This is a genomic window from Shewanella livingstonensis (genome assembly GCF_003855395.1).
Taxonomy (GTDB): domain Bacteria; phylum Pseudomonadota; class Gammaproteobacteria; order Enterobacterales; family Shewanellaceae; genus Shewanella; species Shewanella livingstonensis.
The window spans coordinates 1,750,282-1,769,915 of the sequence record NZ_CP034015.1; the positions used below are offsets into that span (position 1 = coordinate 1,750,282).

Here is a 19,634-nt window from a genome sequence, read left to right on the forward strand (position 1 = left end):
TTGTCGGAATGACCATGGAAAAGTTGTCAGCTTCATCGAACTTTCTGGATCTAGGAGGACTAGATTCACTTCGTGTCCAAGCCCAGAAAGACGAGAAGGGGGCACTTAAAGAAGCGGCAAAGCAATTTGAAGGTATCTTTATTCAAATGCTAATGAAAAGCATGCGAGATGCTAATGCCGCGTTTAAGTCAGACAATCCAATGAACAGTGAAACCACCGCATTTTTTGAGCAAATGCGCGATCAACAAATGTCGGTCGATTTATCAAGTAAAGGCATGCTGGGGCTAGCTGAGCTTATGGTGCAGCAATTAGACCCAGAAGACAGCCCCATTACGCCAGCTTCAGTATTGCGTGGCAATAGTGATTATAAAGTTAACCCAAGTATGTTTGTTGCTCCAGCAACAGAGTTAGATAAAGACACCTTAGATATTATTGCGCCAAAAGATCAAATAGCCGCATCGCATTCAGTAATCGCTAATTCTGATAGAGCCCATTCTGTTATAGATAGCGCCGAATCGATGCGACCAATGTCAGCTCAGTTTACTAATGTGTTAGACGGTGAGCAGTTAAATAAGGTGTTACGCGGTGAGCAATTAGCCAGTCAAGCGTTACAAATAGGCAAAGTATTGCCGCCAACAGATGTTACTGCACCTAAAGCTAAAGGTATTGCAGTGAGTCAGTTTACTAGCCCAGAACATTTTATTTCAGTGTTATATCCCCATGCTGAAAAAGCGGCTAAATCGTTGGGCACTACAGCTGAAGTGCTAATTGCCCAGTCGGCGTTAGAAACCGGTTGGGGCCAAAAAGTGGTACGCCGTAACGACGGCACTATGAGCCATAACCTGTTTAACATTAAAGCAGACAAGCGTTGGCAAGGTGATAAAACCTCAGTCAATACGTTGGAATTTGAAAAGGGCATTGCGGTGCAACAAAAAGCGGATTTCAGAATGTATGACAACCTTGAGCAGAGCTTTAATGACTTTGTGTCATTTATTAGCCAGGGCGATCGTTATCAGGATGCACGTAAAGTTGCAGCTGAACCAACGCAATTTATTAAAGCATTGCAAAAAGCCGGTTACGCCACCGACCCTCAATATGCCAATAAAGTCATCAACGTGATGAAGTCGGTAACAGAAGGCCTTAAATCTATATTACCTGTGGAGACTAAATAATGTCGATTGACTTACTCAATATCGCTCGCACAGGCGTTCAAGCATCTCAAGCTCAGTTAGGGGTGACCAGTAATAACATTGCCAATGCCAATACTGAAGGTTACAACCGTCAGGTTGCGACTCAAGCTTCAACTGAGTCGCAACGTCTAGGTAATAATTTTTACGGTACTGGTACGTATGTGTCTGATGTTAAACGTGTTTACAACGAATTTGCTGCGCGTGAATTACGCATCGGTCAAACCAGCATGAGTGCGGCTGAAACGTCTTACAGTAAGTTAAGTGAGTTAGATGAGATTTATTCTCAAATTGGCAAAATGGTGCCAGAAAATCTAAACAACTTTTTTGCCAGCATCAATAGTGTTGCCGATTTACCAACAGATCTAGGTATTCGATCTAACAGTTTAAGCTCTGCTCAACAGTTAGCCGCTGGTTTGAATCAAATGCAATCACAACTTGATGGTCAGGTGAAACAAACCAATAGCCAAATAGAATCGATTACCACACGTATTAATGAAATCAGCAAAGAATTAGGCAGCATCAATTTAGAGTTGATGAAATCCCAAGGCCAAGACAGCCAAGTATTAGACAAGCAAGACGCACTTATTTTAGAACTCAGCCAGTATGCCCAGGTTAATGTTATTCCGTTAGATACCGGCGCAAAGTCAATTATGTTGGGCGGCTCGGTGATGTTGGTATCGGGTGAAGTGTCGATGAAAATGGGCATGAGTACCGGCGATCCTTATCCAAATGAGCCGCGTATTAATGCATCTATCGGTGACAAAACTCTTAATGTTGACCCGTCTAAATTGGGCGGTCAACTTGGCGCATTATTTTCATTTAGAGATGACACCTTATTACCAGCCAGCACTGAACTCGGCCAATTAGCCTTAGGCATTGCAGACACCTTTAACGAAATGCAGTCCAAAGGTTTTGATTTAAACGGTGCCGTTGGTAGCGATATTTTTCGTGATATCAATAACCCGTTAATGGCAACAGGCCGCGCGGGCAGTCATTCTACTAACGCTGGTACGGCAGCCATGTCGGTCAATATTGACGATGTCGGCGCGTTATCGGGCGGCAGTTATGAGTTGAGCTATACCACCGCAGCAGGCTATTCATTAAAAGATAACCAAACCGGTGAAGTGTCAAACTTTACCGGTACTCCATTAACCACTAGCGCAGGTTTTAGCATTAATATTGCTAGTGGTGCCATAGACGATGGCGATAAATTTGAAATTCGCCCAACCGCCGGTGCCGCCGCGGGCTTAAAAGTGGTAATGACCGACCCTAAAGGCATTGCCGCTGCTGGGCCAACGCTAACAGCCGATGCTAGCAACTCTGGCAACACGGAGCTTAGCTTAAACAGCATGGACTCGAGCATTGCTGGTTTTCAAGGTACAGCAACCGGTTCATCAATTACGTTTACCATTGATACCGCCGCCAATACTTATCAAGCATTTAATAGTGCAGGTACATCATTAGGTACAGGCACTATTACCAATAACAACATCAATGCCTTTGGTATGGATTTTGACATTACCACTAGCGGTACCGCTACCGCTACCGCAGACAGCTTTACGTTTGATTTGTCTTTCGCCGAAGGCAATAACAGCAATGCTGTCGAAATGGCAAAATTATCAGACACCAAATTAATGAATAACGGCACTGGCACCTTAACCAGCGTGTTTGAAAATACTAAATTAGATATTGGTAGTCAGACAAAGTCTGCTGAAGTGCGCGTGGGCTCGGCGACGGCAATATATCAACAAGCTAGTACCCGGGTGCAAAGTGAATCTGGTGTAAACCTTGATGAAGAAGCAGCAAATTTATTGCGCTTTCAACAATCTTATCAAGCAGCCGCCAGAATTATGACTACAGCACAAACCATTTTCGATACTTTATTAAGCTCGGTTCGCTAGGAGATACATCATGAGAATTTCTACCGGACAGATGTTTCAACAAAACACTAATAGCATATTAGAAAAGCAATCTGCTACCAACACCATTATGGCGCAAATTTCTAGCGGCAAGAAAGTCAATACTGCTGGTGACGACCCAGTTGCAGCCATTGGTATTGATAATTTAAAGCAAAAAAATGCCCTGGTAGACCAATTTGTAAAAAACATAGATTACGCCACTAACCATATTCAACAAGCCGAAAGTCAGTTAGGCCAAGCCGATACCTTAGTTGGCAGCATGAAAGAGTCTGTGCTGCGCGGCATAAACGGCAGCATGACTTCCGCCGAGCGGCAAGTGATTGCCGATGACATGCGTCAAAGTCTTGAACAATTAATGTCCATTGCCAATACCAAAGACGAATCAGGTAATTATATTTTTTCTGGAAACAAAACTAACAGTGCACCTTTTGCTTTCGATAATAATGGTGATGTGGTTTACAGCGGTGATTCTGGTATTCGTAAAAGCAATATTGCTGCAGGGGTACAAGTTAATACCAATGTGCCTGGTGACACCGCCTTTATGAATGCACCAAATGCCATGGGCGATTATGGCGTCAATTATTCGTCATCACAGCAAGGTGACTTTGTTGTATCTAGCGCCAAAATCGTACCTCAAATACCGGCGGTTGCGCATATTGCTGATATTTATAGCTTTAAATTTAGCGATGACGGTGTTGGTGGTCTCAATGTAGAGGTGAGCGACAGTACGCCAACTATCATCTCAGCAGCAGCTCCCTTCGACGCTTCAGTGCCGATTAAGTTTAGAGACATGGAAGTAACAATAGACGGCAAGCCTGCAGTTAATGACGTCTTTACTGTCGAACAACAGCCACAAGTCAGTATTTTCGATACCTTCAGCAAGGCTATCGCATTATTTGAAAGCGGCAACGATGCACAAACTCCAGCAGGTCAGTCAGAGTTGGCACAGCTCTTGAATAACATTGATAGCGGCGTCAATCAAATGAGTCAGCAACGTAGCTTAACCGGCAACAGCTTAAAAGTGTTGCAACAGTACAGCGACAATCACACTGATGAAAAGTTGATTAACACCTCGGCGCTATCAAAGTTAGAAGACTTAGATTTTGCCTCGGCAATTACTGAATTTGAAAAACAACAACTCGCACTCAGCGCAGCATCGAGTTTGTTCAGTAAAGTAAGTTCTACCAGTTTGTTTGATTATATATAAGTGAACTTTAGATTTGGTTCAACACAAGGTCTTTTGTAGCAAGCTTTATAAATTAACAAGGTCTTTTTTAATACGCTTTTTAACAAGCTTTTTAAATAAGTAAATAAGTAAATAAGTAAATAAGTAGATAAATAAGCATTTTATAAAAGCCACACATTAAACAGTTTAATGATTAACCGTTTAGCCAAGCTCCGAGTCTTGGCGTTCAACTAAGAAGAGGAATTTTACCTATGGCTATTTCAGTTAACACCAACGTCACATCCATGAAAGCGCAGGGCAACTTAAACAAAGCGCAAAGCGCCACATCCATGTCTATGGAGCGTTTAGCATCAGGCTTACGCATCAACAGCGCTAAGGACGATGCTGCCGGTTTACAAATATCAAACCGTATGACTAGCCAAATTAATGGTATCGGTGTTGCTATTCGTAATGCCAACGACGGAATCTCTATTGCGCAAACCGCTGAAGGCGCCATGGGCGAGTCAACTAATATCTTGCAGCGTATGCGTGACCTGTCATTGCAATCTGCCAACGGCTCTAACTCATCGAGTGACAGGGCTGCAATGCAGAAAGAAATTTCTTCATTACAGGATGAGCTAACTCGTATTGCAGAAACCACCTCATTTGGTGGTCAAAAATTGCTTGATGGTTCTTATGGTACCCAGTCATTCCAGGTGGGGGCAGAAGCAAATGAGACTATTGGTATATCGCTAAAAGATATATCAGCAGACAAGCTTGGCAGTTACTCACAAACTTTAGTGTCAAGTGGCGCTGGTTTGGGTTATGGTTCTGCTTTAGGAACCGCAGACGTAACAGCCGCTAATGGCGTGACTTCTTCAACTTTGAAAGTTAATGGTACTGTTTCGAAAGGTATTGCCGTTGCACTCGGTGATTCAGCTAAAACGATTGCAGCTAGCATTAATGCAGAATCTGCCGCGACAGGTGTAAACGCGAAAGCGACAACATCTTTGAAAATAGACACTCTAGCTTTAGCTGGTGATATTACTTTTAAGTTAAACGGTGAGGCCGTATCCGCAACTATTGCAGACCCAACAGATTTAACATCCTTGGCGGCTAACATTAATGAGCTAACATCGGATACAGGCGTTAAGGCATCTATCGATAAGGACGGCGCGTTAGTTTTAGTTGATGATACTGGCGCAGACATGACTATTGAAGATTTTACCACTACAGGTACAACAGCAACTGTATCAGTAACCGCGGTAGGTGCTGATGGGGAAGAAAATGGTAGTGCGGTAGTCCTTAGTGGTGCTAGTGGTTCAACAACTGACTCATTTAAAGTCGCTGGTGAGATAGAACTTGACTCCCTGCAGACTTTCAATACTCAAGCTGGTGATGTTACAACTGGAGCTACTGTGAATATAACTGCTTCAACGCTTACAGAAATAGAAAAGGTTGATATTGGTACTGCAAAGGGTGCACAGGATGCGATTACTGTTATTGATGCTGCTATAGCTCAAATTGATAGCAGTCGAGCTGATTTGGGTGCGGTACAGAATCGAATGAGTTTCACCATTAGCAACTTGGGCAATATTCAAAATAACGTCTCAGATGCACGTAGCCGTATTCAAGATGTTGACTTTGCTTCAGAGAGTGCTCAACTGAGTAAGCAGCAGATTCTGTCACAGGCTTCATCTGCGATGCTTGCGCAGGCGAATCAGTTGCCACAGGTAGCGTTGTCTTTATTGGGTTAATAATTAACTGAGCTATTAGCCATTAGTCATTGATCGTGACAACAAAAGCCGCCATTTAACAGTGGCGGTTTTTTATTTATAAGGTTAATTTACAGAAAAATCTGTTTTTTGAGTGATTATTGATTTATTTCGGTGTTGTTGAAAAAAAAACTAAAGTTCCTCCTTTTGTTGCCGTTACCTTAAGTGTAACCAATATGATTCGCCTGGCTAAATAAAGACAGGCAATGTCTACAGTCAGGAATACGAGGAATTAAATCATGGCTATTTCAGTAAACACTAACGTCACATCAATGAAAGCACAGGGTAACTTAAATAAAGCCCAAAGCAGCACTGCAATGTCTATGGAGCGACTCGCTTCTGGCTTGCGCATTAATAGTGCCAAAGACGATGCTGCAGGACTGCAGATATCTAATAGATTTACTAGTCAAATAAATGGTCTAGGTGTGGCCATGCGTAATGCTAACGACGGCATTTCGATTGCCCAAACTGCTGAAGGCGCAATGAGTGAGTCAACTAATATTTTACAGCGTATGCGTGACTTGTCGTTGCAATCGGCTAACGGTTCAAATTCAAGCGCAGACAGATCTTCAATGCAAAAAGAAATTTCCTCATTACAGGACGAGCTAACTCGTATTGCTGAAACCACCTCATTTGGTGGTCAAAAATTGCTTGATGGCTCTTTTGGTACACAGTCATTTCAAGTGGGTTCTGAAGCAAATGAGACTATTGGTATATCGCTAAAAGATATATCAGCAGACAAGCTTGGCAGTTACTCACAAACTTTAGTGTCAAGTGGCGCTGGTTTGGGTTATGGTTCTGCTTTAGGAACCGCAGACGTAACAGCCGCTAATGGCGTGACTTCTTCAACTTTGAAAGTTAATGGTACTGTTTCGAAAGGTATTGCCGTTGCACTCGGTGATTCAGCTAAAACGATTGCAGCTAGCATTAATGCAGAATCTGCCGCGACAGGTGTAAACGCGAAAGCGACAACATCTTTGAAAATAGACACTCTAGCTTTAGCTGGTGATATTACTTTTAAGTTAAACGGTGAGGCCGTATCCGCAACTATTGCAGACCCAACAGATTTAACATCCTTGGCGGCTAACATTAATGAGCTAACATCGGATACAGGCGTTAAGGCATCTATCGATAAGGACGGCGCGTTAGTTTTAGTTGATGATACTGGCGCAGACATGACTATTGAAGATTTTACCACTACAGGTACAACAGCAACTGTATCAGTAACCGCGGTAGGTGCTGATGGGGAAGAAAATGGTAGTGCGGTAGTCCTTAGTGGTGCTAGTGGTTCAACAACTGACTCATTTAAAGTCGCTGGTGAGATAGAACTTGACTCCCTGCAGACTTTCAATACTCAAGCTGGTGATGTTACAACTGGAGCTACTGTGAATATAACTGCTTCAACGCTTACAGAAATAGAAAAGGTTGATATTGGTACTGCAAAGGGTGCACAGGATGCGATTACTGTTATTGATGCTGCTATAGCTCAAATTGATAGCAATAGAGCTGACCTAGGTGCAACGCAGAATCGTATGAACTTTACTATCAACAACTTGGGCAATATTCAAAATAACGTCTCAGATGCGCGTAGTCGTATTCAGGATGTGGATTTTGCTTCAGAGAGTGCTCAACTGAGTAAGCAGCAGATTCTGTCACAGGCTTCATCTGCAATGCTTGCGCAGGCGAATCAGTTGCCACAGGTAGCACTGTCATTACTATAATCACTACTGAAATCGCAACTGAAATCACTATTAGTGCTATTGTTACAGCTAGTAAGTAATAGTTAGTGATAAGTGGGTAGTGATAAGTAGATGATTGACTGTTACGCACTAAGTGAATCGGTAGCATAATGGCAATAGAGAAAAGGAAGATTCACAGTTGAATCTTCCTTTTTTGCTTTATGTTATTAGCAATTATTCTTAGATGCTTTGCTTTGCTTAGCGCTTAGCACTTAGTGCAGGGCGTTTAGTATTTGTTGCATATAAGTGAGTAATGCAGATAGATGATTGATGCTAGCTTATAGCTGCTTGGCTTTAGTGTTGTGTTAGCATGTATTGTTAAATGATTGCGGCAATTGGAGGATGTTATGGACAATAATTCAATGGGCATTACAAGTTCGCCTGTAAGCCATTCGGTAACAAGTCGACCTGAAGTAATACCCGATGCTTTGCCGGGTCGTAATGGCGTGTCAAATATCGCCGCTGAAGCAAGTATTCATGCGCCCGAAGTTGACAAGGTATCGTTGACCAAGACGATAGCGGAAACTCAGGCTGATGCTAACGCTGCAGCCGAGACTAAAAAAGAGCAATCAGATGCTGAAGCGCTCGCGGCAGTGGTTGAGCAATTGTCAGAGGTGATGTCGATAATGAATAAAGGTTTGGCATTTTCGATTGATGACGATTCAGGCTCGGCGGTAGTGAAAGTGATGGATATCGATACCGGTGAGTTGATACGCCAAATCCCCAATGATGAGGCCTTAGAGTTGGCGCAAAAATTGCTTGATGTAAAAGGGCTGTTGATGAGAACCGAAGCCTGATTAGGGTTTCGCTGAATATTTTTAAGAATAATGATGCTTTTAAAGCGATAAGTTGAGGTAAATATGGGATTAACATCGGTAGGGTTAGGTTCAGGCCTAGACATTAACGGTATTGTATCGGCTTTAGTTAGCTCAGAACAAGCCCCGAAAGTTGCTCAGTTTAATGCCAAAGAGGGCGCGATTAATGCTGAAATATCAGCGTTAGGCTCTTTAAAAAGCTCGTTATCTGAATTTAAAAGCAGTTTAAGCTTTCTCTCTAAAACGGCATCTTTCGATAGCCAAAGCGTATCGCTTTCTAAAAGTACTTATCTAAGTGCGACTGTGAGTAATAATGCTGTATCTGGCAGTTATAATGTTGCCGTTGAACAACTAGCCGTTAGTCAAAAAGTTGGCTCTGCGCCTGTGAGCGATGTGACGGCGGCTTTAGATGAAGGCTCGTTAAATTTTGCCGTCGATGGCAACAGCTTTGATGTTGCGGTTACCACAGAAGATACCTTACAAACGTTAGTGTCTAAAATTAACTCAGCTAAAGATAATGTTGGGGTTACCGCTACTATAGTTAATAGTGATGCTGGTGCAAAATTAGTCTTAACTTCCAATAAAACGGGTACCGCTAATAATATTACGGTTTCAGCAACTGATACAGGCGCAGGTACAGTGTTGGCAGATACCTTTGCCATGACTGAATTGCAACCCGCTAAAGATTCGATTGTTTATATTGATGGTTTAAAGCTTACTTCGAGCAGTAATACCGTAGAGGGTGCCATTGATGGTGTGACCCTTAACCTTAAAGATGCCGATATCGATAAGCCAACCACATTAACCGTTGCCCAAAATACTGGCTCAATAAAAACTGGCATAAAATCGTTTGTTGAAGCGTTTAATGCGATGTCGAAAACAATAACTGATTTAACCAGTTACAATGCTGCGACTGAAACAGCGGCTGTTTTACAAGGGGATTCGTTACCTCGCGGGATACAGAGCCAATTACGCGGCGTTATTTCATCAGCATTTGCAACATCCAATGGTAATTTGTCGCTTGCTTCTATCGGCATTACTACTACGCGCAGTGGCACCTTAGAAATAGATGACGAGATTTTAACCGCCGCTTTAAAAAACAATGTTACTGGTATTAAAGAAATGTTTACCACCGAAGATACCGGTGTAGCCACCAAATTAGACGGTTACCTTGATTCGTATGTTGGCACCGGCTCTATTATTGATAGCCGTGATAGCTCCCTAGACGGTAACCTAGAGCGTTTAAGTGATCAACGAGAAGTGTTTGCGCGTAAAATGGCGGCATTTGAAGCGCGTTTGTTTAAGCAATATAACTATATGGATTTGATTGTCGGTCAATTAGGTACCCAGAGTTCCGATTTACAATCTCGACTTGATTCACTGCCTGGATTAGTAAAACAAAATAATTAATTGAGTAATAAATCAAAAAATTAATTAATCTGTTTAAAAAATGACATCGAGATGAAAATCAAATGACCACAACAGAGCAACAAGTGCTAATTGATGATTTGGATGCAACCGGCGAACAATGCAAGACAGTACTGAACCGTTTAAAAAGCAAAAATGACATCGAAGAATTTGATGAGTTGGTATTGAATTTGCAAGAGTTGGTAACTAAGCGTCAAAAGTTATTGAATGCTTTGATTGCAGATGATTCATTTGTGCAAAGAGACTATTTGCAACGCCAATTGGAGTTGACATTAAGCCTTGAAGTGAAAGCAAAGCTAGTGTTAAACAGTTTGCATTCTGAGATACATCTAGGCAAGAAAAACCAACGTCAAGTTAATGTTTATAAGAGAATTGATTCAGATAGGTAGGTATTTATGAGAAGCTCACTACAGTCATATCGAAAAGTTTCGCTAGAAAGCGAAATAGCGGTGGCTTCGCCACATCGCATTATACAAATGATGTTTGAAGGCGCATTGCAGCGTATTGCCCAAGCAAAATACGCCATTCAACAGAAAAACCCTGCGCAAAAAGGCGAGAATATCGGTAAAGCCGTTAGTATTATTGCTGGGTTGAGCGGTAGCCTAAACATGGATGCGGGTGCTGATGTTTCTGCTAATTTAGATTCACTTTACGAATACATGTTAAGACGATTATCTGAGGCTAATGTAGCGAATGATGTAGAGATGCTCGAAGAGGTTTCTGCTTTGCTCAGAACCATTAAAGAAGGTTGGGATTCAATCCCACAAGATATGCATGAGCTAACTTCTGAAGCAAGCTAAGCGTTACAGCAAACTGTATGTAAACTAAAAAAGACGCTTAGCGTCTTTTTTGCTATCTGGTTTAGTTTTTGAGCCTGTAAATAATTTTATTACCTGCAATTCATGTATCCATTTCAAATACTTAATTTAAGCTAATTCATTAGCATCATCTATTTTCCGTGAGAGAGCGTTTCTTCCGAGTGTATTGATCCTCATAACCGAATTGATCCTCATAATCGAAATGATCCTCATAACCGAAACAAAACTTGCTCCATTAGATTTTTTGAATGAAAAACCACCATTTTCAACATAAAATGCTATCTGTTGTAGATAATATGTAACTGATGCTTGCTTATGATGGGCTGATAATACAATATTTAACCTCAACTCGGGTTAAGATGTGGGTTATGTAAGGCAAAATGACAACATGCGGCCTATTTCATATCAGACTTGTCATTTGTTTTGCTAACAAGGCGCATAGGCGCGCCAATAGCTAGCCTATTGCAAGTCAATGCAACACAGTTAGCGAGACAAAGGGCTGTTTGATAACAATTTATTATCCCTAGCTGAGGTTATTTACCATCGAGTTCGTTTTTATTCACTGTATGTAGCGGATTAACGATGCTGTTTTAGGAATAATGCTAGAATAATGTCAGTGTTGTCAGTTTTTATGACGGCAATGTACTTTGGTTTATGTGGCGATATGCGGCATAATCATCCCGAATCAATACCTATAACAAGAGCTTTTGGCCTTCTGAATGATGCAAATAGAACAAAGAATTTTAATTGTCGGTACCCCATCAGAGCGCGTGACTCGTTTGTGCTGCATTTTGGAATTCCTAGGTGAACAGTGCGAAATTGTTTCTAATGAATCTTTTGCAGCCTTAATCGAACAGTCTCGGTATCGCGCCGTCGTTATCGTTGATGAAAATATTAGCGTCGAGAGTATCAAAAACATTGCCGCAATAGTGCCCTGGCAACCGATGTTGTTATTAGGCGACACCGACATCAATTTATCTAATTTGCTCGGAACCATCGAAGAACCGATAAATTATCCGCAATTGACTGAACTGCTGCATTTTTGCCAAGTATTTGGCCAAGCTAAACGCGAACATACCTTAACCAGTGGTAATCAAACCAAGTTATTTCGCAGCCTGGTAGGGCGTAGCGAAGGCATTGCTAAAGTTCGCCATTTGATTAACCAAGTGTCGAGTTCAGATGCGACCGTGCTGGTATTAGGCCAGTCGGGAACCGGTAAAGAAGTGGTCGCGCGTAATATTCATTATTTATCTGAGCGTCGTGATGGACCGTTTATCCCGGTCAATTGTGGTGCAATACCTGCTGAGTTACTTGAAAGCGAATTATTCGGCCATGAAAAGGGCTCTTTTACTGGTGCCATATCCGCGCGTAAAGGCCGTTTTGAATTAGCAGAAGGCGGCACACTGTTTTTAGATGAAATTGGCGATATGCCGCTGCAGATGCAAGTTAAGTTGCTGCGCGTATTGCAAGAAAAGGTATTTGAGCGTGTTGGTGGCAGCAAAACGATAGCAACTGATGTGCGTATTGTGGCGGCGACCCATCGTGACCTTGAAACCATGATTATAGATAATACCTTCCGTGAAGATTTATATTATCGCCTTAATGTGTTCCCAATTGAGATGCCTGGGTTAAGCGAGCGCCGTGATGATGTGCCGTTATTGCTACATGAATTAGTTAACCGAGTGTTTAATGAAGGCCGTGGTAAGGTTCGTTTTACCCAACGCGCTATTGAATCGTTAAAAGAACATCCCTGGTCTGGTAACGTGCGTGAGCTGTCTAATTTAGTTGAACGCTTAACAATTTTATATCCCGGCGGATTGGTTGATGTAAATGATTTACCGCATAAATACCGTTATATTGATGTACCAGAGTATTGTGTTGAAATCAGTGAAGAGCAGTTAGAGCGCGATGCTTTAGCATCAATCTTCAGTGATGAAGAACCGGTTGAAATACCTGAAACGCGTTTCCCAAGTGAATTACCGCCTGAAGGGGTCAATTTAAAAGACTTACTGGCAGAATTAGAGATCGACATGATCCGTCAAGCACTTGAGCAGCAAGACAGTGTGGTGGCAAGAGCCGCTGAAATGCTCGGTATTCGCCGTACCACCCTCGTTGAGAAAATGCGTAAATACGGTTTGAGTAAAGATTAACATTTGCTTTGTTATTGCTTTTGCCATGATTTAATAAAACACATCTTCGGATGTGTTTTTCGTTTATTGAACCCCAGAACCCCGAATCCAGATGTTGCACCCGCACGTCATCCTCGAATGCTTTAATCGGGGATCCATGTGTTGCTTATATTTTAGAGCGCAGAACTCCGAATCCAGTACCCAGAATCCAGAACCCAGAACCCAGAACCCCAGAACCTAGATGTTGCACCACCCGCACGTCATCCTCGAATGCTTTAATCGAGGATCCAGGTGTTGCTTAGATTTTAGAGCGCAGAATCCCGAATCCAATACTCCAGTACCCCAGTATCCAGATGTTGCACCACCCGCACGTCATCCTCGAATGCTTTAATCGGGGATCCAGGTGTTGCTTAGATTTTAGAGCGCAGAACTCCGAGTCCAGTACTCCGCATCCAGAACCCCCGAATCCAGAACCTCGATGTTGCACCACCCGCACGTCATCCTCGAATGCTTTAATCGGGGACCCAGGTGTTGCTTAGATTTTAGAACACAGAACCTAGCACCTAGTACCTAGATTTTCGCTTGGCACAGTAAATGCATTCAGCTAATCAAATGTTATTATTTTGACGGAGCGACCATGTATTTAACACGAGCGTTAACACATACCGATCATTCAGATTATGAGTTATCTGCGTCAGCTTCGTCTATCACTACAACTGATATAGAGGCGAAATCGCCAGCTGTTGCGGCGAATTCAGTTCAGCAGCGTAATGTGAACTCAGCTACTAGCTCAACTACTAACTCAGCCATTAACGTAACCACTGCGGTTATCAGTTCTTATTCTAGTAAGGCCGCCAATATGTCTAATCAAATGGCGCATATTCTTCAAGCTATGCCATCTGGCGTAGTTATCCTAGATGGTGACGGCGTAGTGACACTCGCCAACCCGGTTGCCACCGAATTACTTGGTCGACCGCTGCAAGGTTCGCGTTGGTTTGATATTATCCATCGTGCATTTGCGCCACAAGATGATGATGGCCATGAAGTGTCGCTTAAAAATGGTCGACGAGTAAAGTTGGCTATTACACCATTAGCACCAGAACCTGGACAGTTGATTGTGTTAACCGATCTTACCGAAACCCGTTTATTGCAAAAAAACCTGTCTCATTTACAGCGTTTATCGGCGTTAGGCAAAATGGTGGCGACATTGGCCCATCAAGTGCGTACTCCGTTATCTGCGGCTTTGTTATATGCCTCGAATCTTGCGAGCCCCAAATTATCTGATTCTGCCCGATCTAAGTTTCAATCTAAATTGGTTGACAGGCTTAATGAGTTAGAGCGTCAAGTTAATGACATGTTGCTAATGGCAAGAGGACGTCAAGACGGGATGGCTGAATCTGTTTCTATGGACGAAATCATTAGCCAAGTGATGGCCAGTTGTGAACCGATTGCAGATAAAAAACACTGCCAGTTGGTTGTTGAAGACACTTCACATTCGTTGATGCTTGCTAACGCCAATGCTCTCAGTTCTGCGGTAAATAATTTGGTAATGAATAGCCTTGAAGCGGGCGCCACAAAAATAAAAGTCAGTGCCAGTGAAACCCCTGATGGATTAATGCTTGATGTTATCGACAATGGCAAAGGGTTAGAGCCGTCGATGCAACAACAAATACTTGAACCGTTTTTTACCACTAAAAGCCAGGGTACTGGTTTGGGCTTAGCGGTGGTGCAGTCGGTAGTGCGTAACCATGGCGGACAAATTCAATTGTCGTGTAAGCCTGGAATGGGTTGCCATATTAGGTTGAGCTTTCCACACATGAACAAAGCAAGTGATCAGGAGGTGAAGCGTGGCTGAAGCAAATATTCTATTAGTTGAAGATGATGCCGATTTACGTGAGGCATTGCTTGATACCCTAATGCTTGCCCATTACGACTGTGTTGATGTAGGTAGCGCTGAAGAGGCCATATTGGCCTTAAAAGCCAACCAATTTGATTTGGTGATTAGCGATGTGCAGATGGACGGTATTGGTGGCATGGGCTTGCTAAGCTATTTACAACAGCATCAACCAAAACTGCCTGTATTGTTAATGACCGCTTATGCCACTATTAACAGTGCGGTGAGTGCGATGAAGTTAGGCGCGGTGGATTACCTTGCTAAGCCTTTTGCACCAGAAGTGTTATTAAATCAAGTGTCACGCTATTTACCCTTAAAGCTAAACCACGATAAACCTGTGGTTGCCGATGAAAAAAGTTTAGCCTTGTTGGCGCTGGCGCAGCGCGTTGCGGTGTCTGAAGCCTCGGTAATGATTATGGGCCCAAGTGGCTCAGGTAAAGAGGTATTGGCGCGCTATATTCACCAACATAGCCAACGCCATGACCAGCCGTTTATTGCAATTAACTGCGCGGCGATACCGGAAAACATGCTAGAAGCGACCTTATTTGGTTACGAAAAAGGCGCATTTACTGGCGCTTATCAAGCCTGCCCTGGTAAATTTGAACAAGCCCAAGGCGGCACAATATTACTGGATGAAATATCTGAGATGGAACTTGGTTTACAAGCTAAGTTATTGCGGGTATTACAAGAGCGTGAAGTTGAGCGTTTAGGTGGGCGTAAAACCATTAAATTAGATGTTAGGGTACTGGCTACCTCAAACCGCGATTTAAAAGCCATGGCAACGGCGGGGGAGTTTAGAGAAGATTTATATTATCGTATTAACGTATTTCCGTTAACGTGGCCAGCGCTGAACCAACGCCCAGCAGATATTTTACCGTTAGCGCGCCATTTATTAGTTAAGCATGCCAAAGCATTGAATATGACGTGGGTACCTAAATTGGATGATGCCGCCACTCGACGATTATTGACTTATCGCTGGCCGGGTAATGTGCGGGAACTTGATAACGTGATTCAGCGTGCATTGATTTTACGGGTAAACGACGATATTGGCGTTAATGATATTATTATCGATTCTGCTGATGTGAATTTATTGCCAACAGATCACTTTGAGGTTGATAAACCGGCCGAAGTCGAAGGCTTGGGTGACGAATTAAAAGCCCAGGAGCATGTGATTATTTTAGAAACCCTTAATCAATGTCAGGGTAGTCGCAAATTAGTTGCTGAAAAATTGGGGATCAGTGCCCGGACATTACGTTATAAAATGGCTAAAATGCGAGATATGGGCATTCAACTTCCGGCTTAACGTAAATATCCGTTAACTAATTGTTATTTAACATTATGATTTTATAGCCTAATAAGGCTATTGTTTATCGTTCACCTACGCAAAAGTGACCTGTTTGTTTTAATGGATAGGTTACTTTTGCTTGTGCTATTCCCCCCTGTTATCGACTAATCTCTCACTAATTGTAATACTGGCACCTAAATTGCTTTAACTCCTTATCAGTTATTGTTGTCGTCAAAAAGTCGACGAAAGGGAGTTACACCATGCAGATTAGCGCAAATCCATTAATGCAAGAAATGCAATCGCTTCGCGGCGAGATAGCCCCTTCTATTGGTTCATCTATTCGACCTAACCTTACCCAGCAAGTGAATAACACCACGGGTGCTGATTTCAGTCAGCTATTGTCTCAGGCTGTAGGTAGCGTCAATGAACTGCAACAATCATCATCAAGCTTAGCCACTCGTTTAGACATGGGCGACACCACGGTGACCTTGTCTGATACCGTTATTGCGCGTGAAAAAGCCGGCGTTGCCTTTGAAGCAACAGTGCAGGTGCGTAATAAATTGGTCGACGCTTATAAAGAAATTATGAGTATGCCTGTTTAGTTGCCAAAAGCATTAAGCACTAAATAACATAACCACATCAGATATAGCAGGTACGCATTGTGAGCACAGACATTATGGTAGGTTCGGATTCAACAGCCGATGGCGGTGTCCAACAAGAGAACAAATCTGGACTTCTTGGTGGCGTTGGTGGTGCAGATATGATGCGTCAAGTGATCATGATTCTGGCATTAGCAATATGCCTTGCTATGGCTGTTTTTGTGATGATGTGGGCGCAAGAGCCTGATTATCGTCCACTAGGAAAGATGGAAACCGCAGAGATGATCCAGGTACTCGATGTGCTGGATAAAAATCAGATTGATTATCAAATCAACGTTGATGTGGTCAAAGTACCTGAAGATAAATATCAAGAAGTAAAGTTACTGCTTAGCCGTGCGGGTATTCAAAGTAGCACTCAGGCCAATGATTATTTAAACCAAGACAGTGGTTTTGGTGTTAGCCAACGTATGGAGCAAGCGCGCTTAAAACAAAGCCAAGAACAAAATCTCGCTCGAGCTATCGAAGAGTTGAAAAGTATTAGTCGTGCAAAAGTCATTTTAGCATTACCAAAAGAAAATGTTTTTGCCCGTAATGCCTCTAAGCCAAGTGCGACCGTTGTGGTGAGTGTGCGTCGTGGCGGGCTAGGCCAAGAAGAGATTGATGCCATTGTTGATATCGTTGGTTCAGCGGTGCAGGGATTGGTGCCTTCTCGCGTGACAGTAACCGATTCAAATGGGCGTTTACTTAATTCTGGTAGCCAAGATGGCACCTCGGCTCGAGCCCGTCGTGAGCAAGAGATCGTACAGCAACAAGAAGCTGAATATCGTAAGAAAATCGAATCAATCTTGATGCCAATTTTAGGACCTGAAAATTTTACCTCGCAAGTTGATGTAAATATGAACTTTACTGCAGTGGAACAAACGGCAAAGCGTTTCTCTCCTGATTTACCGGCTATTCGCAGTGAGATGATTATAGAACGTAACTCATCTGGTCAAAGTTCTGGCGGTATTCCTGGTGCGTTAAGCAATCAACCGCCTATGGAGTCTGACATTCCGCAAGTGGCGGGGGAAGCAACTGCCTCAGCCGCATCTGGTGATTCTTCAAAAGAAGCTACGCGTAATTATGAATTAGACACTACGATAAGCCATACTCGTCAGCAAATTGGCGTAGTACGTCGTGTGAGTGTGTCAGTAGCGATTAACTTTAAACCAGGGCAAGTAGACGAAAATGGCCAGGTAACTCGCGTGGCACGAACTGAGCAAGAGTTAACTAATATTCGTCGTTTATTAGAAGGCGCAGTAGGTTTTAGCACCCAGCGTGGTGATGCGCTTGAAGTGGTTACGGTTCCTTTTATGGATCAGCTTATTGAAGCGTTACCAGAGCCCGATATGTGGGAGCAACCATGGTTTTGGCGTGCAATTAAACTGGCTTTAGGTGCAATTGTTATTTTAGTGCTTATATTAGCGGTTGTTAGACCGATGCTTAAAAAGCTAACTAACCCTAACGGGGTTAACATGCCAGATGATGTTCGCCCTGGACATGAGTTAGCCGAAATTGAAGATCAGTATGCTGCAGATACCTTAGGTATGCTAAATACCAAAGAAGCGGAATACAGTTATGCTGATGATGGATCAATTCATATACCTAATTTACATAAAGATGATGATATGATTAAAGCCATTAGAGCGTTAGTGGCTAACGAGCCTGAACTTTCCACTCAAGTAGTTAAAAACTGGTTACAAGACAATGGCTAATGAAAAAAAAGATAAAGTAGAAAAATCAACAGCATTTGACCCAGATCTAGTAACTGGTGTTGAGAAAACGGCCATTTTACTGCTTAGCTTGAGTGAAGCCGATGCTGCGTCAATTTTAAAACACTTAGAACCTAAGCAGGTGCAAAAAGTGGGTATGGCAATGGCGGCGATGGATGACTTTGGTCAAGAAAAAGTCATTGGCGTTCATAAATTATTTTTAGACGATATTCAAAAGTTTTCATCAATTGGTTTTAACAGTGAAGAGTTCGTCCGTAAAGCGTTAACCGCGGCATTGGGTGAAGACAAAGCTGGTAACCTGATTGAACAGATTATTATGGGCAGCGGTGCTAAAGGCCTTGATTCATTAAAATGGATGGACGCACGCCAAGTTGCTACCATTATTCAAAATGAACATCCGCAAATTCAAACCATTGTATTGTCGTATTTAGAACCAGATCAAGCGGCTGAAATTTTTAGTCAGTTCCCTGAAAATACTCGCCTAGATTTAATGATGCGTATTGCTAATCTTGAAGAGGTTCAGCCGGCGGCATTGCAAGAATTAAACGACATTATGGAAAAACAATTTGCGGGTCAAGGTGGTGCGCAGGCAGCTAAAATGGGCGGCCTAAAAGCGGCAGCCAATATTATGAACTATCTCGATACAGGTATTGAGAGTCAGATAATGGAAACCATGCGTGAGTCTGACGAAGAAATGGCGCAACAAATACAAGATATGATGTTTGTGTTTGAGAACTTAATTGACGTGGATGATCGTGGTATTCAGGCCTTGTTGCGCGAAGTTCAGCAAGATGTGCTGATGAAAGCGCTCAAAGGTGCTGATGAAGGATTGAAAGAGAAAATTTTAGGCAATATGTCTAAACGTGCAGCAGAATTACTGCGCGACGACTTAGAGGCCATGGGGCCAATTCGTATTAGTGAAGTAGAAGTGGCACAAAAAGAAATTCTGTCTATTGCCCGTCGACTCAGTGATAGTGGCGAAATTATGCTAGGCGGCGGTGGTGGCGACGAGTTCTTATAACATCATCACTTCTATTAAGGCGTTGTGGTTGGCCGTTTATGTATAGAGACTCTTTGTACTGGCGATGTTAACGAGTTATCTCTAT

15 protein-coding genes are annotated in these 19,634 nt (G+C 42.7%); all 15 read left to right on the forward strand.

Annotation, left to right across the window (positions count from 1 at the left end):
• Window positions 1–14: 14 nt before the first annotated feature.
• The 15 genes from flgJ (at window position 15) to fliG (ending at window position 19,549) form a co-directional block, all read left to right on the forward strand.
• Window positions 15–1,172: a flagellar assembly peptidoglycan hydrolase FlgJ gene (gene flgJ, locus EGC82_RS07610; protein WP_124730230.1), complete on the forward strand. Its 1,158-nt coding sequence runs from the start codon at window positions 15–17 to the stop codon at window positions 1,170–1,172.
• On the forward strand, window positions 1,172–3,091 hold the full coding sequence (gene flgK, locus EGC82_RS07615) for a flagellar hook-associated protein FlgK (protein WP_124730231.1): 1,920 nt from the start codon (window positions 1,172–1,174) through the stop codon (window positions 3,089–3,091). The genes flgJ and flgK overlap by 1 nt, the downstream gene beginning before the upstream one ends.
• A 10-nt stretch (window positions 3,092–3,101) precedes the next feature.
• Window positions 3,102–4,316, forward strand: coding sequence for a flagellar hook-associated protein FlgL (gene flgL / locus EGC82_RS07620; RefSeq protein ID WP_124730232.1), 1,215 nt, complete (start codon window positions 3,102–3,104; stop codon window positions 4,314–4,316).
• 230 nt (window positions 4,317–4,546) lie between these two features.
• On the forward strand, window positions 4,547–6,031 hold the full coding sequence (locus EGC82_RS07625; RefSeq protein ID WP_124730233.1) for a flagellin: 1,485 nt from the start codon (window positions 4,547–4,549) through the stop codon (window positions 6,029–6,031).
• Window positions 6,032–6,288: 257 nt separating this feature from the next.
• A complete protein-coding gene (locus EGC82_RS07630; RefSeq protein ID WP_124730234.1) occupies window positions 6,289–7,770 on the forward strand; it encodes a flagellin in 1,482 nt (493 codons plus the stop codon).
• Window positions 7,771–8,135: 365 nt separating this feature from the next.
• Window positions 8,136–8,585, forward strand: a complete 450-nt coding sequence (locus tag EGC82_RS07635) for a flagellar protein FlaG (protein ID WP_244212552.1) — start codon at window positions 8,136–8,138, stop codon at window positions 8,583–8,585.
• A gap of 63 nt (window positions 8,586–8,648) precedes the next feature.
• Window positions 8,649–10,013, forward strand: coding sequence for a flagellar filament capping protein FliD (fliD, locus tag EGC82_RS07640; RefSeq protein WP_124730235.1), 1,365 nt, complete (start codon window positions 8,649–8,651; stop codon window positions 10,011–10,013).
• Window positions 10,014–10,075: 62 nt separating this feature from the next.
• On the forward strand, window positions 10,076–10,420 hold the full coding sequence (locus EGC82_RS07645) for a flagella biosynthesis chaperone for FliD, FliT (RefSeq protein WP_124730236.1): 345 nt from the start codon (window positions 10,076–10,078) through the stop codon (window positions 10,418–10,420).
• Window positions 10,421–10,426: 6 nt separating this feature from the next.
• On the forward strand, window positions 10,427–10,831 hold the full coding sequence (gene fliS, locus EGC82_RS07650) for a flagellar export chaperone FliS (RefSeq protein ID WP_124730237.1): 405 nt from the start codon (window positions 10,427–10,429) through the stop codon (window positions 10,829–10,831).
• Between the two features lie 737 nt (window positions 10,832–11,568).
• Window positions 11,569–12,999 (forward strand): sigma-54 dependent transcriptional regulator, encoded by a 1,431-nt coding sequence (locus EGC82_RS07655; protein WP_124730238.1) that lies wholly within the window; start codon window positions 11,569–11,571, stop codon window positions 12,997–12,999.
• 616 nt (window positions 13,000–13,615) lie between these two features.
• A complete protein-coding gene (locus EGC82_RS07660; RefSeq protein WP_244212553.1) occupies window positions 13,616–14,833 on the forward strand; it encodes a sensor histidine kinase in 1,218 nt (405 codons plus the stop codon).
• Window positions 14,826–16,175, forward strand: coding sequence for a sigma-54-dependent transcriptional regulator (locus tag EGC82_RS07665; RefSeq protein ID WP_124730239.1), 1,350 nt, complete (start codon window positions 14,826–14,828; stop codon window positions 16,173–16,175). Before EGC82_RS07660 ends, EGC82_RS07665 begins: the two co-directional genes overlap by 8 nt.
• Before the next feature lie 242 nt (window positions 16,176–16,417).
• The gene (fliE, locus tag EGC82_RS07670; RefSeq protein ID WP_124730240.1) at window positions 16,418–16,759 is read left to right on the forward strand and encodes a flagellar hook-basal body complex protein FliE; all 342 of its coding nucleotides are present in this window, start codon (window positions 16,418–16,420) and stop codon (window positions 16,757–16,759) included.
• A gap of 71 nt (window positions 16,760–16,830) precedes the next feature.
• Entirely contained in the window at window positions 16,831–18,510 is a 1,680-nt protein-coding gene (gene fliF, locus EGC82_RS07675) for a flagellar basal-body MS-ring/collar protein FliF (protein ID WP_164839200.1), read from the forward strand.
• Complete coding sequence (fliG, locus tag EGC82_RS07680; protein ID WP_124730242.1) at window positions 18,503–19,549, forward strand: flagellar motor switch protein FliG; 1,047 nt, start codon at window positions 18,503–18,505, stop codon at window positions 19,547–19,549. Before fliF ends, fliG begins: the two co-directional genes overlap by 8 nt.
• The last annotated feature ends 85 nt before the right edge of the window (window positions 19,550–19,634 follow it).